This is a genomic window from Thermus sp. NMX2.A1, assembly GCF_000511705.1.
Classification (GTDB): Bacteria; Deinococcota; Deinococci; order Deinococcales; family Thermaceae; genus Thermus; species Thermus scotoductus.
The window spans coordinates 14,004-30,813 of record NZ_ATNI01000027.1 but is presented as its reverse complement, the minus strand read 5'-3'; the positions used below and the strand labels follow the sequence as shown (position 1 = coordinate 30,813).

Genomic DNA, 16,810 nt, shown 5'->3' with positions numbered 1-16,810 from the left:
TTTCTATTGGGAAAGCCTCAGGACCCGGGCCACATCCTTTAGGCGCACCCGGGACAGGGCTTTGATCCCCTCGAGGTGTTCCCTGGCCCGCTTCTGCCCGAGCTGGTAGACCAAGGGGAGGGCCTCGTGGTCGAAGGTGCCGATGGCCATGGGGGGATTGAGGGCGATGACCAGGTCAGCCTCCTGCAGGGCCAGGTCCTTCAGGCGCCTGCGGCTCGCCTCCCCGGCTAAAAGCGCTGCCTCCAGGGCCGTTTTTGGCCCTTCCTTAGGTGGAGGGTTGGATACATCCACGGCCACCACCTTGGGGAAAAGCTCCTTGGCCGCCCGCACTGGCACCTTTTCCACCACGTCCCCATCCACCAAAAGCCTTCCCTCCCAGGGCACGGGAGGGAAGAGGCCAGGAATGGCCATGCTGGCGAGAACCGCCTTCCACACCGGGCCCTGGCGGAGGATTACCCGTTCCCCCGTGAGGAGGTCTGCCGCCTGGATGGCTAAGGGGATGGAGCTGGCCTCGAGGCGGGCCTCTCCGAAGAGGCGCTGTAACCCCAGGGCGATCCTTTCCGCTTCAAAAAGATGGGGGCGCCGGAAGGCGGTGAAGAGCCTGGCCAGGGTGCGGAGGTTTCCCCCTTGGCGGAGCCCGGCGATCTCCTGGTCAAAGATGGCCTCGTGAACCCTCCAGGGATCCTTGTGGCCGAAGGCGTAGGCGGCGGCCGCCAAGGCACCGGCGGAGCTTCCCGCAAGGCCTCGGATGGGTATTCCGGCTTCCTCCAAAACCGCCAGCACCCCCAGGTGGGCGTACCCGCGAACGCCGCCGCCTCCTAAGGCCAAGGCTACCCCTCGCACAATCCTTACCCTACACGTAAAAAGGCATCCTATGAAGGCATGGTATAACGAGGGCATGCGCCCCCACTTGAGTAGGGTTCCCGGTGTGCTAGGGGAGATTGCCCGCAGGCGGGCGGAAGAGGTGGTTCCCTATCCCCTTCCCCCTGCGCCTGAGACGGTGCCTTCCTTCCGGGAGGCCCTGCTTCAGCCAGGGCTTTCCGTGATCGCCGAGGTGAAGAAGTCGAGCCCCTCGGAAGGGGCCATAAGGGCGCTGGATCCCGTGGCAGCTTCCCTGGCCTACCAGCGGGGCGGGGCCCGGGCCATCAGCGTCCTCACCGAGCCCCATTACTTTGGGGGCAGCCTCGAGGACCTTCTTAGGGTCCGCCAGGCGGTGGACCTACCCCTGCTGCGCAAGGACTTCGTGGTGGATCCCTTCATGCTCAAGGAGGCCAGGGCCTACGGGGCCAGCGCGGTTCTCCTCATCGTGGCCCTTTTGGGGGAACTCACCGGGGTCTACCTGGAGGAGGCGAGGCGCCTTGGCCTGGATGCCCTGGTGGAGGTGCACACGGAAAGGGAGCTGGAGCTGGCCCTCGAGGCGGGGGCGGAGATGGTGGGCATCAACAACCGGAACCTCACCACCCTGCAGATAGACCTCACCACGGCCCCGAGGCTTGGCCGCTTGGCCCGGGAGGCTGGCTTTGGCGGGGTCTTGGTGGCGGAGTCGGGCTATTCCCGCCGGGAGGAGCTGAGGCCCCTGGAGGGGCTTTTCGACGCCGTGCTCATCGGCACCAGCCTCATGAAAAGCCCTGATCTGGAGGAAGCCCTGAGGGCGCTGGTAGGATAGCCCCATGTTGCTGATTCCCGCCGTGGACCTGAAGGGGGGCAAGGCGGTCCGGCTTTACGAGGGGGACCCGGGGCGGGAAACCCCGTACGGGGATCCGGTGGCGGCCGCCTTGCGCTGGCAGGAAGAGGGGGCCAGGCTCCTGCACCTGGTGGACCTGGACCGGGCCCTGGGAAAGGGGGATAACCTCGAGGCCCTCCGGCGGATCGCCCAGGGGATACGCATTCCCTTTGAGGTGGGGGGTGGGGTGCGTTCCCTGGAGGTTCTCCGGGAGATCCTCCTGCTGGGGGCTTCCCGGGTGGTGGTGGGCACGGTGGCGGTGAAGCATCCTGCTCTCTTGGAAGCCATGTTGGCGGAGGTGGGGCCTGAAAGGCTAGCGGTGGCCTTGGATGCCCGGGGCCTCGAGGTGGTGGTCTCAGGTTGGCAGGAGGCTGCTTCCCTTTCCGCCCTGGACCTCCTTGGGCGTTGGGAAGCCATGGGAGTGCGCACGGTGATCTACACCGATGTCCGGCGGGATGGGACCCTGAAGGGCTTGGACCTGGAGGTGGTGGCCCGGGTGCGGGAGGCTTGGCCCCATGAGCTCATCGCGGGCGGGGGGATCGCTGGCCCGGAGGACCTTTTAGGTTTAAAGCGCCTGGGGGTGGAGGGTGCCCTTTTGGGCAAGGCCCTATACGAGGGGCGCGTGCGCCTTTCCGACTACAAAGAGGGGGTATTCTAAGGCCATGAAGCTGGCCCACTGGGTGTTTCTCCTCGTCACCCTGGGGGTGGCGGGAGCGGGGTTTTACCTGTACCTGGCCTTCCCCTTCCTGGAGGTGCCCACGCCCTTGGGTTCCTGGCCCCTTTACTACCTTCTTCCGGGGGCCTATGCCCTGGGGTTTTTGGTGGGGGGAGTGTATGCCCTGGTTCTTTGGCTTTGGGGCGTGGGGGAAAGGCGCGCCCTTCTCAGGGAGGTGCGGCGGCTTCAGGGCGAGGTCAACGCCTTAAAGCGGGAGCGCATTGAGGAGATTCCCAGAATCCCCGATCGGGAAGAGGTGTAGCGATCCCCACTCTGGGGGATAGGGAAGGGAGGCTTAAGGGGTTATATGAAGGACCGGGTGCGCTGGCGTCTTCTCCCCTTGCCGCCCTTGAAGGAGTGGCGGGAGGTGATGGAGGCCTTTGGGGTGGGGCCGGAGGCTGCCTTGGCCTACTGGCACCGGGGGGTGCGCCGCCCTGAGGACCTGAAGCCTTCCCTGGGCCTTCTTCCCCTCAGGGGCCTGAAGGAGGCGGTGGAGCTTCTCCTTTGGGCGCTAGAGGGGAGGAAGCGCATCCGCATCCACGGGGACTACGATGCGGATGGCCTCACCGGAACCGTCATCCTGGTGCGGGGCCTCAGGGCCTTGGGGGCGGAGGTGCATCCCTTTATCCCCCATCGCCTCGAGGAAGGGTATGGAGTCCACCCCAAGCGCATCCCCGAGCACCTGGAAGCCGCCGATCTGTTCCTGACGGTGGACTGCGGCATCGCCAACCATGCCGAGCTTCGGGAGCTGGTGGAAAACGGGGTGGAGGTTCTGGTGACCGACCACCACACGCCCCGCGATACCCCGCCGCCGGGTGTCATTCTCCATCCCGCCTACACCCCGGACCTTAAGGAGCACCCCACGGGGGCCGGGGTGGCCTTCCTGCTCCTCTGGGCCCTCCATGAGCGGCTGGGCCTGCCCCCGCCCCTGGAGTACGCCGACCTGGCGGCGGTGGGCACCATCGCCGACGTGGCCCCCCTTTGGGGGTGGAACCGGGCCTTGGTGCGGGAGGGCTTGGCCCGGCTTTCCGCCTCCTCCTGGGTGGGCTTAAGGCTCTTGGCCGAGGCCGTGGGGTACTCGGGCAAAGCTGGGGAGGTGGCCTTCCGCATCGCCCCCCGCATCAATGCGGCAAGCCGCCTGGGGGAGGCGGAGAAAGCCCTTAGGCTTCTCCTCACGGAGGACGAGGAGGAGGCCAGGGGTTTGGTGGAGGAGCTGAACCGGCTGAACGCCCGCCGCCAGGCCATAGAGGAGGAGATGCTTAAAAGGCTTCTTCCCCAGGCGGATCCCGAGGCCAAGGCCATCGTTCTGCACGATCCCGAGGGGCATCCGGGGGTGATGGGCATCGTGGCGAGCCGGATCCTCGAGGCCACCTTGCGCCCGGTCTTCATCGTGGCCCAGGGGAAGGGCACGGTGCGAAGCCTCCTCCCCATCAGCGCCGTGGAGGCCTTAAGGAGTGCCGAGGACCTTCTTCTCCGCTATGGAGGCCACCGGGAGGCTGCGGGCTTTGCCGTGGATGAGGCCTATTTCCCCCGGTTTAAGGAGCGGGTGGAGGCCTTTGCCGCCTCCTTCCCCGACCCCGTGCGGGAAGTGCCCCTTGTAGGGCTTTTACCCCCTTTGACGTCACTTCCGGAGCTTCACCAAGCCTTGCTGGCCTTAGAGCCCTTTGGGGAAGGGAATCCCGAGCCCCTTTTCCTTCTCCAAGGCTCCCCGGAGGAGGCCCGGTCCATGGGGGAGGGGAAGCACCTCGCCTTCCGCCTGCAGGGGGTTAGGGTGGTGGCCTGGCGCATGGGGGAGCGGGCGGCCGCTATGCCCTCGGAGTTGGAAGCCGCCGTCTTACTGGTGGAAAACCGCTGGAACGGTACCGTGTCCTATGAGGCCCAGGCCCTGGACTTCCGCGAGCCCGGGGAGCTTGAGGGAGGGGTGGAGCCCTTTGCCTATCCCATTCCTTTGCCCGAGGCCTTGGCCCGAGCCAGGATGGGGGAGGGGGTATACGTTCCCGAGGATAACCCCGAGGGCCTGGAGTATGTGAAGAGGGCGGGGTTTCGCCTAGTAAGCGCTGAGGAAGCTACGCTTTGGCTAGGGATACCCCCCATCCCCGTGGGGGTTCCCCGCGGTCCGGTGTATGTGGCCCTGGGGGCGGGTGCCCGGGCCAAGCTCCTGGCTCCACTCATGCTCCCCATGGACGAGGAGCGGCTTAGGGCCCTGGTGGCCCAGAGACTCCTTTTTGCTTACCAGAGGGGGCATGCCCCCCTTTTCAGCGAGGCCTTGTTGGCCTACTGGGCGGCTTTGCCCGATAGGGCAGATGCATTGCCGAATAGGGGGTGAAGGATGTACAAGCAGCCCCGAGAGGTACATGAGGCCAGGATCTACACCCAGGCTTACCGGGTCTACGGGCTCATCTACCTGGTGCCCGGGGCGGGCACCGCCGATCTTTTGAACCAGGAGAAGCCCTATCTTCCGGTCACTGGCGCCCTCCTTTACACCCCGGGCTACACCCATCCCCCGGAGGCCAAGGACCTCAAGGCCAGCACCGGATTCCTGGCCTTGCGCAAGGAGCGGATCCAGTGGGTGGTGGGTGGGAAGCCCAGCGAGCCCCGTACCAGCCCGTCCCTTTTGGAAAGGCGGAGGCTTGCCTTTCTCTATGGGGATTACCTCCTTGCGGGCGACCTTCTGCTTCCCCGGGGGGTCCGGCTTTCCGACTATCTTTCCCAAACCAAACCCTTCCAGATCCTCCTCGAGGCCAAGCTGTACGTCCTCACCCCCAACAAACCCATCGTGGACCTGGAACCTTTGGAAACCTTCCCCTTCGTCACCCTGAACCTGCGCCGGGCCGAGGCGGTGGCCGAGGCTCCGGGGGAGGCCCAAGACCCCCGGCTTACCCTATTTGGCTGAGGGCCTCCCGAATGCGCTCCAGCTGGGCTAGGTTCTCCCTAAGCCGTTCCTCCTCGGCCTCCACCACCTCCTTGGGAGCCTTCTCCCGGAAGCCGGGGGCGGAAAGCTTTTTCTGGCTCCTTTCCGCCAGGGCCAGGAGTTCTTGCAGGCGCTTCTCCTGCCGGCGCCTCCACTCGTCCACGTCGAGAAGGCCCTCCAAGGGCATGCGCACCGTCACCTTGGGCATGGCCTTCACCAGGGCCCTGTTGGGCCGCTCGGGTAACAGCTCGGCCCGGGCCAGAAAGCGGAAGACCTCCTGGTTTTCCACCACCGGCGTGGCTTCCCCTTCCAGGTAGACCCGCACCTCCTGGGCCAAGGGAAGCCCGGCCTCGGCCTTCAGGGCCCGCACCGCCGTTACCGCCTGCTTGAGGGCTTCAAACCGGGCTTCGGCTTCCTCGTCCGTGGCCTTGGGTTGGGGCCAGGCCTCGAGGGCGAGCTCCTCCTTGCCCGTGAGGGCCTGGTAGAGCTCGCTGGTGAGGAAGGGCATGATGGGGTGGAGGAGCTTCAGGAGGGTGGCGAGGGTTTCCTCGAGGGTGCGTAGGGTAAAGGCATTCCCTGCCCTGAGGGCTGGCTTGCTGGCCTCCAGGTACCAGTCGCAGAACTCGCTCCAGACCAGCTCATATACCTCCCGGGCCGCCTGGGCCAGGTCCAGGGCCTCGTAAAGGGCAGTGATCTCCTTCACCCCTCGGCTCAGGCGGCTTTGCATGAAGCGGTCGGCCAGGGTGGGCTCTTCCGCCTTGGCCTGGAAGGCCTCCCGGCTCAGGAGCACAAAGCGAGCGGCATTATAGAGCTTGTTGGCGAAGTTCCGGGCCATTTCCAGCCAGCGGAGGTCCAGGCGGATGTCCTGCCCCCCCGTGGCCAGGTAGGTGAGGGCAAAGCGGAGGGCGTCCGCTCCATAGCGCTCCACCATTTCCAGGGGATCTATGACGTTCCCCTTGGATTTGGACATCTTTTGTCCCTTCTCGTCCAGGACGAGGCCGTGGAGGAGTACGGTCTTAAAGGGCCTTTCCCCCCGGAAGTGGTAACCGGAAACCTCCATGCGGCTCACCCATAGGAAGAGGATGTCGTAGCCCGTGACCAGGACGTCCCCGGGGTAGAAGGCCTTGAGGTCCTCCGTTTCCTCGGGCCAACCCAGGGTGGAAAGGGGCCAAAGGGCCGAGGAGAACCAGGTGTCAAAGACGTCCTCGTCGCGCTTTAGGCGCGGGCTCCCGCAGGCCTCGCAGGTGCTGGGGTCTTCCAGGTAGCGCTCCGGCCGGGGCACGTTCACCGCCCCGCAATCCTGGCAGTACCAGGCGGGTATCTGGTGCCCCCACCAGAGCTGGCGGGAGATGTTCCAGTCCCGAACGTTCTTCAGCCAGTCCAGGTTTACCTTCTTCCAGCGCTCGGGTACGAAGGCGATCTCATCCCGTTCCAGGCCCCTGATCACCTTTTCCGCCAGGGGCTTCATGGAAAGCCACCACTGGGGGAAGATGGCGTACTCCAAGGGGGTGCCGCAGCGGGAGCAGGTGGCCATCTGGATGGTGTAGTCCTCCTCCTTGAGAAGGTGCCCCGCTTCCCGGAAAAGCTCCACGGCCTTTTTCCTGGCCTCAAACCGGTCCAGGCCCCTTAGGGCTTCCGGCACCCTTTCCCCTTCCATACGCCCTTCCAGATTGATGACGGAAACCGCCTCGAGTCCGTGGCGTTCCCCGATCTCGTAGTCCAAGGGGTCGTGCGCTGGGGTCACTTTGAGGGCCCCGGTGCCGAACTCCCGCTCCACGGCACTGTCCGCCAGGATGGGGATCCAGATGTCCGTGAGGGGGATGCGGGCCTTTTTGCCGATAAGGTGCCGGTAGCGCTCGTCCTCGGGGTGGACGGCGATGGCCTGGTCAGCGAAGACGGTTTCCGGCCTCACGGTGGCGATGGCGATGCGTTCGCCGCCTTCCACCTCGTAGGCCAGGGTGTAGAGCTTGCCCGGGGTGGGCTCCGTTTCCACCTCCAGGTCCGAAAGCGTGGTCTCGCACCGGGGGCACCAGTTGACCAGGCGGGGGGCCCGGTAGGCCAGGCCCTCATGGTAGTAGCGGCTGAAGGCGTAGCGCACCGCCTTGGAGCGGGCTTCGTCCATGGTGAAAGCTTCCCGGCTCCAGTCAGCGCTGGCCCCAAGGCGTTTGAGTTGCTTTAGGATGGTACCCCCCGATTCCTCCTTCCACTCCCAAACCCGCTTCAGGAAGGCTTCCCGTCCCAGGTCGTGCCGGGTCTTGCCCTCCTTCAGGAGAAGCCTTTCCACCACCACCTGGGTGGCGATGCCCGCGTGGTCCGTGCCGGGGATCCAGACCGCCTCGTACCCCTGCATCCTTTTGTAGCGGATGAGGGCATCCTGTAGGGAGTTGTCCAGGGCATGGCCCATGTGGAGGCTTCCCGTCACGTTGGGGGGTGGCATGAAGATGACGAAGGGGGTCTTGCCGCTTTTGGGGTTGGCCACGAAGGGATTCTTCGCCCACTTTTCCGCCCACTTGGGTTCCACGGTCTTGGGGTCGTAGGCCTTGGGTAGGTCCATGCTATCCGATAGTTTACCCAAGCCGGGTGGGGTGCGTTCAGGGGATGCTAGCGCAGGAAAGGCCAGGTAGCCCTTCCCGGAGGGCACCTTGGACCTCGAGGCCCTTCACGAGGGCGTGGAGCTGGAAAGGGCATAGAGGTAGTAGTGGCCCTCCCCCAGGTCGAAGAAGGCATCCTCGTAGGCCAGGCCCTCTATCGGGGTTTCCCCAGGGATGGCCAGGAAGGTTTCCCCCACCCGGATCCCTTCCGGTTCCAGCTGGAGGATCCCCTGGGATACCTCCCTCGAATCCGCTTCGGGGTCGTTGACGGGTGTGTGGAGGAGCCGGACGGGAAGCCCCTCGAGGCTATAGAGGACGTTGCTGGGGTCCCGGAAGGGAGCCCGGTGGAGAAGGCGCTCCTCCACCAAGACGATCTCCCCCAAAAGGGCATAACGGTCCAGGGGCAAAAGGGCCTTGCCGCTTTCCAAAAGGACCAGGAAGCGGGTGCGGTCCTCTGGGGAAAGGAGCACGGGAGCCTGGTTCCTTCCCACCTTGGGATCCTGGTCCAGCCTCTCCCCTTTAAGGAGGGTTTTGGCGGCCTCCAGAGCTTCCTCACGGGTTTTGTAAAGGCTATAGGGATTGATCTTGAAGAGAAGGTCGTAGCCCCTGGGTCCCTGAATCAGCCAGGCCAGGTGGAGTTCAAAGAAGTGTTGCTTCCGCCACTCGGGGTACATGCGAATCCATATTAGCCCAAGCCTCGGGAGGGTTTTGATGAAAACTGTGAGTCCCCCCCTTGCCCAAAACCATATCCGGGTATACCCTGAGCCCGGTATGGCGCTTACGGAAGAGCGGGTCCTCGAGGCCCTGCGCACGGTGATGGACCCCGAGCTGGGCAAGGATCTGGTTTCCTTGGGCATGGTGGGGGAGGTGAGGCTGGAGGGGGGCCGGGTGGACCTCCTGATCAACCTCACCACCCCCGCCTGTCCCTTAAAGGGCCAGATAGAAGCGGACATCCGGCGGGCCCTTCATCCTTTGGGGGTGGAGGAGGTGCGGGTGCGTTTCGGCGGTGGGGTTAAGGCTCCCGAGCAGTACCCCATCCCCGGGGTGAAGCACGTGGTGGCGGTGGGCTCCGGCAAGGGGGGGGTGGGCAAGAGCACCGTGGCCGCCAACCTGGCCCTGGCCCTCTTGCAGGAGGGGGCCCGGGTGGGCCTCTTGGACGCTGACCTCTACGGGCCCAGCCAGGCCAAGATGTTCGGCCTGGAGGGGGAGAGGCTGAAGGTGGACCAGCACCGGAAGATCCTTCCCCTCGAGGCCTTTGGCCTCAAGGTCCTTTCCATCGCCAACATCGTTCCCCCTGGCCAGGCCATGATCTGGCGGGGGCCCATTCTCCACGGAACCATCAAACAGTTTCTGGAGGAGGTGAACTGGGGGGAGCTGGACTACCTGGTGGTGGACCTACCCCCAGGTACCGGGGATGTGCAGCTTAGCCTGGCCCAGCTCACCAAGGTTTCCGGGGGGGTGATCGTCACCACCCCTCAGGAAGTGGCCCTAATCGATGCGGAAAGGGCTGCCGATATGTTCAAGAAGGTGCAGGTGCCCCTTTTGGGGGTACTGGAAAACATGAGCCACTTCCTCTGCCCCCACTGCGGAAAGCCCACCCCCATCTTTGGGGAAGGTGGGGGCCGGCGGCTTGCGGAAAAGCTCAAGACCCGCTTCCTAGGGGAGATTCCCCTTACCCTACCCTTGCGGGAGAGTGGGGATAGGGGAAGGCCCATCCTGGTGGAGAACCCGGAAGGCCCGGAGGCGGAGGCCTTCAGAAGGGCGGCCCGGGAGCTGGCGGCTGCCTTGAGCGTGCAAGCCTTTATCGCCCTACCCCTGGCCTGACATGGCCCTAGTTCTGGAAGGCACCAAGGAACGGGTTTTGGACCTCCTGAGGCTAAGGCCCTATACCGCCAAGGAGCTGGCCGAAGCCCTGGGGGTGAGCCGGGTGGCGGTTTTGAAGCACCTGCAGGACCTCGAGGCCCGGGGCCTGGTGCGCTCGGAGGTGAGGAAGTGCCTGGGCCGGGGCCGGCCCTACCGCCTTTACATGGCCCAGGATAGAGAGGCTCCCTACGCTGCCCTTTGCGGGGATGTGCTTAGGGAGATGGAGAGGGTTCTGGGCTGGGAGGGGGTGGTGCACCTCCTTTTGGAAAGGAACCGTAGCCTGTTTGCTTCCTTGAACCTGGAGGCCCTTCCCCTCAGGGAACGGCTCGCCCGCCTGGCCCAGTTCCTGAGGGAGCAGGGCTATGAGGCGGAGGTGGTGGAGGAAGGGGGAAGGCTGTACCTTTGCCAGAAGCGCTGCCCCAAGCTGGCCCTCTCCCGGGAGCACGAGGCCCTTTGCCAAAGCGAGCTCCTTGCCTACCAGGAGCTTTTAGGCCTGCCCCTGGTGCGGGAGGAGAGGCTGGCGGAGGGGGGAAGCTGTTGCCGGTACCGGGTAGAATAGCGGGGTGTGGGTTTACCGCCTAAAGGGCACGGCGGCGGAACTGGACCCCTTGATCCCCGATCTCTTCGACCGGGGGGCCCGGGGCCTCGAGGAGCGGGAGGGGGAGGTGTGGGCCTATTTCCCTGCTCCTCTGGACCTCCCCTTTGGGGGAGTATGGGAGGAGCTCCCCGACGAGGACTGGCTTTCCGCCTGGCGGCGAGACCTTAAGCCCGTGTGGGCTGGGCCCTTCGTGGTGCTGGCTCCCTGGCACCCCTGGGAGGGGGAGGGGATTCCTTTGGTGATCGAGCCCGGCATGGCCTTCGGCACCGGGCACCACGAGACCACCCGCCTGGCCCTTTCCGCCTTGGCCCGCCACCTGCGTCCTGGGGAAAGGGTGCTGGACCTGGGCACGGGCTCGGGCATCCTGGCCATCGCCGCCGCCAAGCTGGGGGGCAAGGCCTTGGGGGTGGATATTGACGAAACCGTGCTTCCCCAGGCGGAGGAGAACGCCAGAAGAAACGGGGCCGGGGTCTGCTTCCTCCCGGGTAGCCTCGAGGAAGCCCTACCTCACGGGCCCTTTGATCTCCTGGTGGCCAACCTGTTTGCGGAGCTTCACCGGGAGCTGGCCCCCCTTTATCCAAAGGCCTTGGCCCCTGGGGGGAGGCTCCTCCTCACGGGGATCCTTTTGGAAAAGGCCTCCCTGGTGAAGGAGGCCATGGCCAGGGAAGGCTTCTCCCTCCTGGAGGAGGAGAGGGAAGGAGAGTGGGTGTTGCTGGCCTACGGGATCTGAGCCATGCGCCCGCACCGCGCCCATAGCCCAGGCCTTACCGGGGTGCTTCCCTTAAGGGAAAGCCGGCACCTCCTGGAGGTGCTGCGGGCCAAGGTGGGGGACCGGTTCACCGTCTTTGACGTGGACCGGGAGGCCCTGGCGGAGGTGGTGGAGCTGGGGCCACCGGTGCGCTACCGCATCCTGGAGGAACGGCGCCCGGAGCGGGAGGTGGGGGTGGAGGTGGCCCTCTACCCCGCTCTTTTAAAGGGGGACAAGCTCGCCGAGGTGGTGCGCGCGGCCACGGAGCTCGGGGCCACCCGCATCCAGCCCCTCGTCACCCGGCACTCCGTGCCCAAGGAGATGGGGGAGGGGAAGCTGAAAAGGCTTCAGGCCATCGCCGTGGAGGCAGCCAAACAGTCGGGAAGGCTAAGGGTGCCCGAGGTCCTGCCTCCCATTCCCCTGAACGCCCTTCCGAAGGTGGAGCAGGGTATGGTGGCCCATGTGGGAGCAAGAAGCCTGGTTCGGGAGGTGCTGGACCTTGGGAAGTCCCTGGCCTTGGCCGTGGGACCGGAAGGCGGATTTGCGGAGGAGGAGGTGGAGCTTTTGCAGGAAAAGGGCTTTACCCCGGTCTTCCTGGGCCAGAGGATTCTGCGGGCGGAAACGGCAGCCATCGCCCTCCTCGCCCTGTGCACCGCCGGGGAGGGGAGATGAAGACCTTCGGCTGGCTTGGGGGTGTGGTCCTCCTCTTCCTTGCGGGCTGCCGCTACACCTTCCTCCCCCTGGACCCGGGCAAGCCCCTGCCCCCGGAAAGGCCTTTTGTGGTGGCCCGCCTGGAGAAGGGCGCGGAGGAGGCCATCCTGGTCCTCAGGGTGGAGCGCCTTCCTTCCCCGGGCTACCTTCACCTCAAGTGGTTCCGGGAGGAGGCCTTGCTCCAGGAGAAAACCCTCTTTCTAGAGGAGGTGGGCTCCTACCGGGTTTCCTTTCCCTTGAGCCAGGGCTACCACCGCCTGGTGGGGCTTTGGGTGGAGGGGGTTCTTTTCCAGCTGGACCTGGGGATGCCCAGGCTACCGGACCCCGATGAGGAGGAGAAAAAGGGGAATGGTCAAGAAGGCTAGGAAGGTGGAAACCACCACGCTCCTGGCCACCCGCAAGGCTTCCCCCCCAAACTCCCGCGTGAGGAGGAAGGCGTTCACCGCCACTGGGGTGGCCGACTGCAGGACCAGGACCTGGTGCTCCAGGCGGGGAAGGCCCAGGATGAACCCCACCCCGTAGGCCAGAAGGGGGGCCACAAGGAGCCGCAGGCTGCTGGCCACTCCCTCAAAGGCCCCCACCTGGAAGCGGGTCTGGCTCATCTGCATTCCCAGGGTGAGGAGGAGAACGGGGATGGCCGCCTGGCCCATGAGGCGTAGGCCCTCGTCCAGGCGGAAGGGAAGGCTTACCCCCAGGGTCTTCAGCAGCAGGCCCAGAAGGAGGGCGTAAAAGAGGGGCAGGCGCAGGGTGAAAAGGAGCCCTTCCTTGAGGCCGCCTCCCCGTATGAAGGCCGGTCCCAGGCCGAACATGACCACGCTGGAGAGGATGAAGTACACTACGGCCCGTCTCAGGCCCTCTTCTCCCAGGGCAAAGTAGACCAGGGAAAGCCCCATGTTGCCGGAGTTGGGGAACAGGCTGCAGACGAGAAGGGACTTGGCGGCCTCGGGGGAGAGGCCAAGGAGCCTGGCCATCCCGGTGATGGCCAGAAAGAGGAGGAGGTAGGTGAGGGTAAAGCCCAAGGCAAGGCCCACCAGGCCTTCCCGGGAGTACTCCGCCCGGTACATGGCGTCGAAGATGAGGGCGGGCACCAGGAGGTAGAGGGTAAGGCGGCTTAAGGTGGTGAGGTCCATGGGGATGCGCTTTTCCATCAGATACCCGGAGAAGATCACCAGGGCCACGGGAAGAACCGTGTTGAGAAGGGCCTGCATGTGAGGCATTCTAAAGGCATGGCAGGCTATCTGGCGCTTTCCAAGGCTATAGAAAGGGTGCTTCTCCGGAAGGCGGAGGTTCCGAGAAGGCAGGTCCTTCCCATCCCGGGAGGGCGGTTTTTGGTGATGCCCGCCGCAGACCAAGAGGTGGCCCTTTGCAAGCTGGTCACGGTGGAGGCTTCCCGAAGGGAACAGCCCGAGGCCCACCGCCAGCCTGCGGTGCAGGCGGAGGTCTGGGTCAGGAGGCTGGATACCGGGGAGGTTGTTCACCTGCCGGGGGAAGAGATCACGAAAAGGCGCACCGCTGCCCTTTCCCTTCTCGCGGCCCGGCTTCTTGCTCCCAGGCAAGAGGGGGCCCTGCTCCTGGTGGGGCCTGGGGTTCAGGGGGAAGCCCACCTCGAGGCCTTCGCCGAGGGATTTGCCCTGCGCCGGGTGTGGATCCGGGGAAGGAGCAGGGAGCGGACCGAGGCCCTTTTGGCCAAGGCCAGGGGTATGGGCCTCGAGGCGGAGGAGTGGGTGGCCCCTGAGGTGCCTGAGGAGGTGGCCTTCATCGTCACGGCCACATCGAGCTCCACCCCCGTCCTACCCGAGAGGGTGCCGGAGGGCACCTTCATCGCCGCCGTGGGGAGCTTCCGCCCGGCGATGCGCGAGGTGCCAAGGGCCTTGGTGGAGCGGGCGGCGGTTTATTGCGACACGGAGGATGCCCTGGTGGAGGCCGGGGAGCTTCAGGGTCTTTCCAAGCCGGTGGTGACCTTAAGGGAAGCCCTTTTGGGCAAGCGGTCGGAAGGGGACCCCGTGCTTTTCAAGAGCGTGGGCCACGCCCTTTTTGACCTGGCGGCGGTGCGGCACCTCCTGGGCTTGGACTAAAGGCGGACGACGATCTTGCCCACATGGCCCCGGTCCAGGAGGGCTTGGAAGGCGGCTTCAGCCTCGGGGAAGGGGAAAACCCTTCCCACCACGGGCTTGAGCTCCCTGCCCAAACGGGGCAGGAGAAACCGCAAGGCCTCCTGCACCAGGGCTTTTTCCCTGAGGAGGGGAGCAAGCCAAAAGCCCATTACCGTGAGGTTCCTCCGCATGAGGCGCAAGGGATTCAGGGGCGCCACCTCTCCCTCGGCGGCCCCAATATAGACCAGCCTTCCCCCTGGGTTCAGAAGGGAAAGGCTTTCCTCCAGCTGGTTACCCCGCACCTCCAGAAGGATATCCACCCCGCCGAATGCCTTGGCCTTTTCGGGGAGCTCCGCATAGGTGGCGACGGCCTCAGCCCCCAGGGCCTGGGGAAGATCCAGCTTCTCGGGCCTCGAGGCGGAGGCCAGCACCTTTAGGCCCATGGCCTTTGCCACCTGCACCGAAGCTGTTCCCAAAGCTCCCGCCGCTGCCTGCACCAGGACCTTTTCCCCGGGCTTGGCCCCCGCCTGCCTCAGGGCCAGGTAGGCGGTGAGGAAGGAAACCGGGTAGGCGGCGGCCTCCTCCGGGGAGAGCCCCTCGGGCACGGGTAGAAGGGCTTCCCTGGGCACGGCTACCTTCTCCGCCAGGGCCCCATGCCCTACCAAGGCGGCAAAGCGCCGCCCCTCCACCCGGCCCACCACCTCCATGCCCGGCACGAAGGGCGGATGAATCCGGGTGAGGTATCCGCCAAGCCGCATGAGGTGGTCGGCGAAGTTCAGGCCCACCGCCTCCACTTCCAGCACTACCTCTCCCGGGCCCGGCGTGGGGTCGGGGATCTCCTTAAAGGTCATGGGGCCTTGAAGGCGTTCTTGCACCCAGGCGCGCATGGCAGGAGTCTACCCCTTTACCGAGCCAGCCAGGAGCCCCCGAAGGAAGTACCGGCCCAGGAAGATGTAGACCAGAAGGGTGGGTAAAGCGGCCAGAATGGCCCCGGCCATGGGCAGGTTCCACTTCACTGCCTCACCGCCTGCCAGTTGCGCCAGGGCCACGGTGATGGGCTGGCTTTCCGGCCGGGTCAGGGTCACGGCGAAGAGGAACTCGTTCCAGATCTGGGTGAACTGCCAGATGGCCACCACCACGAAGGCGGGGGCAGAAAGGGGCAGGATTACGTGGCGGAAGATGCCGAAGAAGCCTGCCCCGTCTATGCGGGCAGCCTCCACCAGCTCATCGGGGATTTCACTGTAGTAGTTCTTGAAGATAAGGGTGACGATGGGGATGCCGTAGACCACGTGGACCAGGATGAGGCCCCATAGGGTGCCGTAAAGGCCTATGGCCTTTACGAACTGGAAAAGGGGGATGAGGATGCTCTGGTAGGGGATGAACATCCCGAAGAGCATGAGGGCAAACAGGAGGTTAGAACCCCTAAAGGGCCACTTGGCCAGGACGTAGCCGTTGAGGGCTCCCACCAGGGCGGACAGCGCCGTGGCGGAAAGGGCCAGGACCACGCTGTTTTGGAACTTGGGCCGGAAGGCATCCCAGGCGATTTTGAAGCTTTCCCAGTACACGGGGTCCGGCCAGCGCCAGACCGTGTCCAGGGTAATCTTGGCGGGTTCCTTCAGGGCGGTGAGGATCACCAGATAGACGGGGAGAAGGAAGAAGAGGGTGGCGAGGAGTAAGAAGGCGTACAGGAAGAACCGGCCCATCAGCGCCTGACCTCCTTCCGAAGCTGGCTTACCAGGTAGGGGATGACCACCAAGGCCACCAAGAGCAAGAGGAGTATGCCGATGGCCGCCCCCTTGGCGAACTGGTTGCCGCGGAAGGCGAGGAGGTACATGTAGATGGCGGGTACATCGGTGGGGGCGTAATCCAACCCGGCCATGGCGAAGATGAGGTCAAAGATCTTCAGGGCGATGTGCCCCAGGACGATCATGGCGGAAAGGGTGATGGGGGCGAGGAGGGGAAGGATGACGTGCCGGTAGGTCTGCCACTCGCTGGCCCCGTCCACCTTGGCCGCTTCCAGCACCTCCACGGGGATTCCCCTTAGACCCGCCAGATAAAGGGCCATGGTGTAGCCGGACATCTGCCAGACCGCCGCCAGAATCACCCCCACCAGGGCTAGGCTGAAGCCGTGGGGCTCGGGGTAGGGGAGAAGGTGGGTGGTCCTGCCCAGGGTGAAGGCCCAAACCAGGAGGACCCCGCTGGACAACAGGCTCCAGAAAAGCCGCTTCCTTTCCCCTTCCTGGTGGGCTTTCCAAGCCACGTACAAGAGGGTTAGGCCCACCGCCAAGGCGGTGTAAAAGGGCAGTTGGTTCCAGTCAAAGACCCAGGTCTGCTGCCTGGTGGTGAGCCAGGGGAAGTGGAAGGGGGGTAGGCCAAAGAGGGTGGGCAGGACGTTGATCCCACCTTGGGGCTGCAAGAGCCAGCGCCAGATGGTGCCGGTGACCACGAAGGAGAGGGCCATGGGAAAGAGGAAGACGGTGCGGAAAAGGCCTTCTCCCTTGGGCCCGCGGTCCAGGGCCATGGCCAGGAGGAGGCCTAGGCCCAGGCTTCCCCCCATGAAAAAGAGGGTGAAGAAGATGAGGTTGACCACGCTTTGGCGGAAACGCACGTCCACGAAGCCGGTGAAGAGTTCACGGTAGTTTTCCAGGCCCACGAAGTGGAGCTCTGGCCTCAGGGCCAGGGCCTGGGCTGGGTTCTTTCCCCAGTCGGTGAGGGAAACCCAGAGGTTTTGCCCGATGAATCCGTAGACGAAGATGCCCACGGCCACCAAGGAGGGGAGGAGGACCAGGAAGGCTACGATCCGGTCGCGCATGCTCTCTCCGGAAAAGCCCGTGGGGGCTTTTGCCCCCACGGGCCG

Annotated in this window: 18 protein-coding genes; 11 read left to right on the top strand and 7 right to left on the bottom strand. The window is 65.1% G+C overall.

What is annotated here, in order from left to right:
- Positions 1 to 3 precede the first annotated feature (3 nt).
- Positions 4 to 843 carry a patatin-like phospholipase family protein gene (locus tag TNMX_RS01825; protein WP_038028881.1) on the bottom strand — a complete coding sequence of 280 codons (840 nt, stop codon included), beginning with the start codon at positions 841 to 843 and terminating at the stop codon, positions 4 to 6.
- 55 nt (positions 844 to 898) lie between these two features.
- On the opposite strand from TNMX_RS01825, the gene trpC reads away from it, so the two are divergent.
- From trpC to TNMX_RS01800, 5 genes are read left to right on the top strand one after another with little or no spacing between them, the layout of a single operon-like run.
- Entirely contained in the window at positions 899 to 1,666 is a 768-nt protein-coding gene (trpC, locus tag TNMX_RS01820; RefSeq protein ID WP_038028949.1) for an indole-3-glycerol phosphate synthase TrpC, read from the top strand.
- Between the two features lie 4 nt (positions 1,667 to 1,670).
- On the top strand, positions 1,671 to 2,381 hold the full coding sequence (gene hisA, locus TNMX_RS01815) for a 1-(5-phosphoribosyl)-5-[(5-phosphoribosylamino)methylideneamino]imidazole-4-carboxamide isomerase (protein WP_015717382.1): 711 nt from the start codon (positions 1,671 to 1,673) through the stop codon (positions 2,379 to 2,381).
- 4 nt (positions 2,382 to 2,385) lie between these two features.
- A complete protein-coding gene (locus TNMX_RS01810) occupies positions 2,386 to 2,700 on the top strand; it encodes a LapA family protein (RefSeq protein ID WP_015717381.1) in 315 nt (104 codons plus the stop codon).
- Positions 2,701 to 2,745: 45 nt separating this feature from the next.
- On the top strand, positions 2,746 to 4,764 hold the full coding sequence (locus tag TNMX_RS01805; RefSeq protein ID WP_038028879.1) for a DHH family phosphoesterase: 2,019 nt from the start codon (positions 2,746 to 2,748) through the stop codon (positions 4,762 to 4,764).
- A gap of 3 nt (positions 4,765 to 4,767) precedes the next feature.
- Positions 4,768 to 5,331, top strand: coding sequence for a hypothetical protein (locus TNMX_RS01800; protein ID WP_038028877.1), 564 nt, complete (start codon positions 4,768 to 4,770; stop codon positions 5,329 to 5,331).
- Here TNMX_RS01800 and TNMX_RS01795 read toward each other — a convergent pair.
- Together TNMX_RS01795 and TNMX_RS01790 are read right to left on the bottom strand one after the other, a co-directional pair.
- Entirely contained in the window at positions 5,315 to 7,903 is a 2,589-nt protein-coding gene (locus tag TNMX_RS01795) for a valine--tRNA ligase (protein ID WP_038028947.1), read from the bottom strand. The two genes, TNMX_RS01800 and TNMX_RS01795, sit on opposite strands and share 17 nt — an antisense overlap.
- Positions 7,904 to 8,008: 105 nt before the next feature.
- Positions 8,009 to 8,614, bottom strand: a complete 606-nt coding sequence (locus TNMX_RS01790) for a hypothetical protein (protein WP_038028876.1) — start codon at positions 8,612 to 8,614, stop codon at positions 8,009 to 8,011.
- Positions 8,615 to 8,711: 97 nt separating this feature from the next.
- Between TNMX_RS01790 and TNMX_RS01785 the strand changes: the two genes are divergently transcribed.
- Genes TNMX_RS01785 through TNMX_RS01765 form a run of 5 tightly spaced genes read left to right on the top strand, consistent with a single transcriptional unit; the run spans position 8,712 to position 12,225 of the window.
- Entirely contained in the window at positions 8,712 to 9,764 is a 1,053-nt protein-coding gene (locus tag TNMX_RS01785; RefSeq protein WP_038028945.1) for an Mrp/NBP35 family ATP-binding protein, read from the top strand.
- A gap of 1 nt (position 9,765) precedes the next feature.
- Positions 9,766 to 10,362 (top strand): metalloregulator ArsR/SmtB family transcription factor, encoded by a 597-nt coding sequence (locus tag TNMX_RS01780; RefSeq protein ID WP_038028866.1) that lies wholly within the window; start codon positions 9,766 to 9,768, stop codon positions 10,360 to 10,362.
- A 4-nt stretch (positions 10,363 to 10,366) separates the two neighbouring features.
- The gene (locus TNMX_RS01775; RefSeq protein ID WP_038028864.1) at positions 10,367 to 11,131 is read left to right on the top strand and encodes a 50S ribosomal protein L11 methyltransferase; all 765 of its coding nucleotides are present in this window, start codon (positions 10,367 to 10,369) and stop codon (positions 11,129 to 11,131) included.
- A gap of 3 nt (positions 11,132 to 11,134) precedes the next feature.
- Positions 11,135 to 11,821, top strand: coding sequence for a 16S rRNA (uracil(1498)-N(3))-methyltransferase (locus TNMX_RS01770; RefSeq protein ID WP_019551454.1), 687 nt, complete (start codon positions 11,135 to 11,137; stop codon positions 11,819 to 11,821).
- A complete protein-coding gene (locus tag TNMX_RS01765; RefSeq protein WP_019551455.1) occupies positions 11,818 to 12,225 on the top strand; it encodes a hypothetical protein in 408 nt (135 codons plus the stop codon). The genes TNMX_RS01770 and TNMX_RS01765 overlap by 4 nt, the downstream gene beginning before the upstream one ends.
- On the opposite strand, the gene TNMX_RS01760 is transcribed toward TNMX_RS01765, so the two are convergent.
- Positions 12,175 to 13,077: an AEC family transporter gene (locus TNMX_RS01760; protein WP_156919391.1), complete on the bottom strand. Its 903-nt coding sequence runs from the start codon at positions 13,075 to 13,077 to the stop codon at positions 12,175 to 12,177. The two genes, TNMX_RS01765 and TNMX_RS01760, sit on opposite strands and share 51 nt — an antisense overlap.
- A gap of 9 nt (positions 13,078 to 13,086) precedes the next feature.
- Between TNMX_RS01760 and TNMX_RS01755 the strand changes: the two genes are divergently transcribed.
- Entirely contained in the window at positions 13,087 to 13,935 is an 849-nt protein-coding gene (locus tag TNMX_RS01755; protein WP_015717371.1) for an ornithine cyclodeaminase, read from the top strand.
- Here TNMX_RS01755 and TNMX_RS01750 read toward each other — a convergent pair.
- From TNMX_RS01750 to TNMX_RS01740, 3 genes are read right to left on the bottom strand one after another with little or no spacing between them, the layout of a single operon-like run.
- Positions 13,932 to 14,840, bottom strand: coding sequence for an NADPH:quinone oxidoreductase family protein (locus tag TNMX_RS01750; RefSeq protein WP_019551146.1), 909 nt, complete (start codon positions 14,838 to 14,840; stop codon positions 13,932 to 13,934). The two genes, TNMX_RS01755 and TNMX_RS01750, sit on opposite strands and share 4 nt — an antisense overlap.
- Before the next feature lie 9 nt (positions 14,841 to 14,849).
- The gene (locus tag TNMX_RS01745) at positions 14,850 to 15,656 is read right to left on the bottom strand and encodes a carbohydrate ABC transporter permease (RefSeq protein WP_019551145.1); all 807 of its coding nucleotides are present in this window, start codon (positions 15,654 to 15,656) and stop codon (positions 14,850 to 14,852) included.
- Positions 15,656 to 16,765, bottom strand: a complete 1,110-nt coding sequence (locus TNMX_RS01740; RefSeq protein ID WP_026329056.1) for a carbohydrate ABC transporter permease — start codon at positions 16,763 to 16,765, stop codon at positions 15,656 to 15,658. The genes TNMX_RS01745 and TNMX_RS01740 overlap by 1 nt, the downstream gene beginning before the upstream one ends.
- Between the last annotated feature and the right edge of the window lie 45 nt (positions 16,766 to 16,810).

Bases quoted from the DNA above. Each gene is read 5' to 3' on its own strand.
- TNMX_RS01760 (WP_156919391.1), bottom strand. From the start codon at position 13,077: ATGCCTCACATGCAGGCCCTTCTCAACACGGTTCTTCCCGTGGCCCTG.
- TNMX_RS01770 (WP_019551454.1), top strand. From the start codon at position 11,135: ATGCGCCCGCACCGCGCCCATAGCCCAGGCCTTACCGGGGTGCTTCCC.
- TNMX_RS01790 (WP_038028876.1), bottom strand. From the start codon at position 8,614: ATGTACCCCGAGTGGCGGAAGCAACACTTCTTTGAACTCCACCTGGCC.
- TNMX_RS01785 (WP_038028945.1), top strand. From the start codon at position 8,712: ATGGCGCTTACGGAAGAGCGGGTCCTCGAGGCCCTGCGCACGGTGATG.
- TNMX_RS01745 (WP_019551145.1), bottom strand. From the start codon at position 15,656: ATGGGCCGGTTCTTCCTGTACGCCTTCTTACTCCTCGCCACCCTCTTC.
- TNMX_RS01750 (WP_019551146.1), bottom strand. From the start codon at position 14,840: ATGCGCGCCTGGGTGCAAGAACGCCTTCAAGGCCCCATGACCTTTAAG.
- TNMX_RS01800 (WP_038028877.1), top strand. From the start codon at position 4,768: ATGTACAAGCAGCCCCGAGAGGTACATGAGGCCAGGATCTACACCCAG.
- TNMX_RS01755 (WP_015717371.1), top strand. From the start codon at position 13,087: ATGGCAGGCTATCTGGCGCTTTCCAAGGCTATAGAAAGGGTGCTTCTC.
- TNMX_RS01810 (WP_015717381.1), top strand. From the start codon at position 2,386: ATGAAGCTGGCCCACTGGGTGTTTCTCCTCGTCACCCTGGGGGTGGCG.
- TNMX_RS01780 (WP_038028866.1), top strand. From the start codon at position 9,766: ATGGCCCTAGTTCTGGAAGGCACCAAGGAACGGGTTTTGGACCTCCTG.
- TNMX_RS01805 (WP_038028879.1), top strand. From the start codon at position 2,746: ATGAAGGACCGGGTGCGCTGGCGTCTTCTCCCCTTGCCGCCCTTGAAG.
- TNMX_RS01765 (WP_019551455.1), top strand. From the start codon at position 11,818: ATGAAGACCTTCGGCTGGCTTGGGGGTGTGGTCCTCCTCTTCCTTGCG.
- TNMX_RS01740 (WP_026329056.1), bottom strand. From the start codon at position 16,765: ATGCGCGACCGGATCGTAGCCTTCCTGGTCCTCCTCCCCTCCTTGGTG.
- TNMX_RS01795 (WP_038028947.1), bottom strand. From the start codon at position 7,903: ATGGACCTACCCAAGGCCTACGACCCCAAGACCGTGGAACCCAAGTGG.
- hisA (WP_015717382.1), top strand. From the start codon at position 1,671: ATGTTGCTGATTCCCGCCGTGGACCTGAAGGGGGGCAAGGCGGTCCGG.
- trpC (WP_038028949.1), top strand. From the start codon at position 899: ATGCGCCCCCACTTGAGTAGGGTTCCCGGTGTGCTAGGGGAGATTGCC.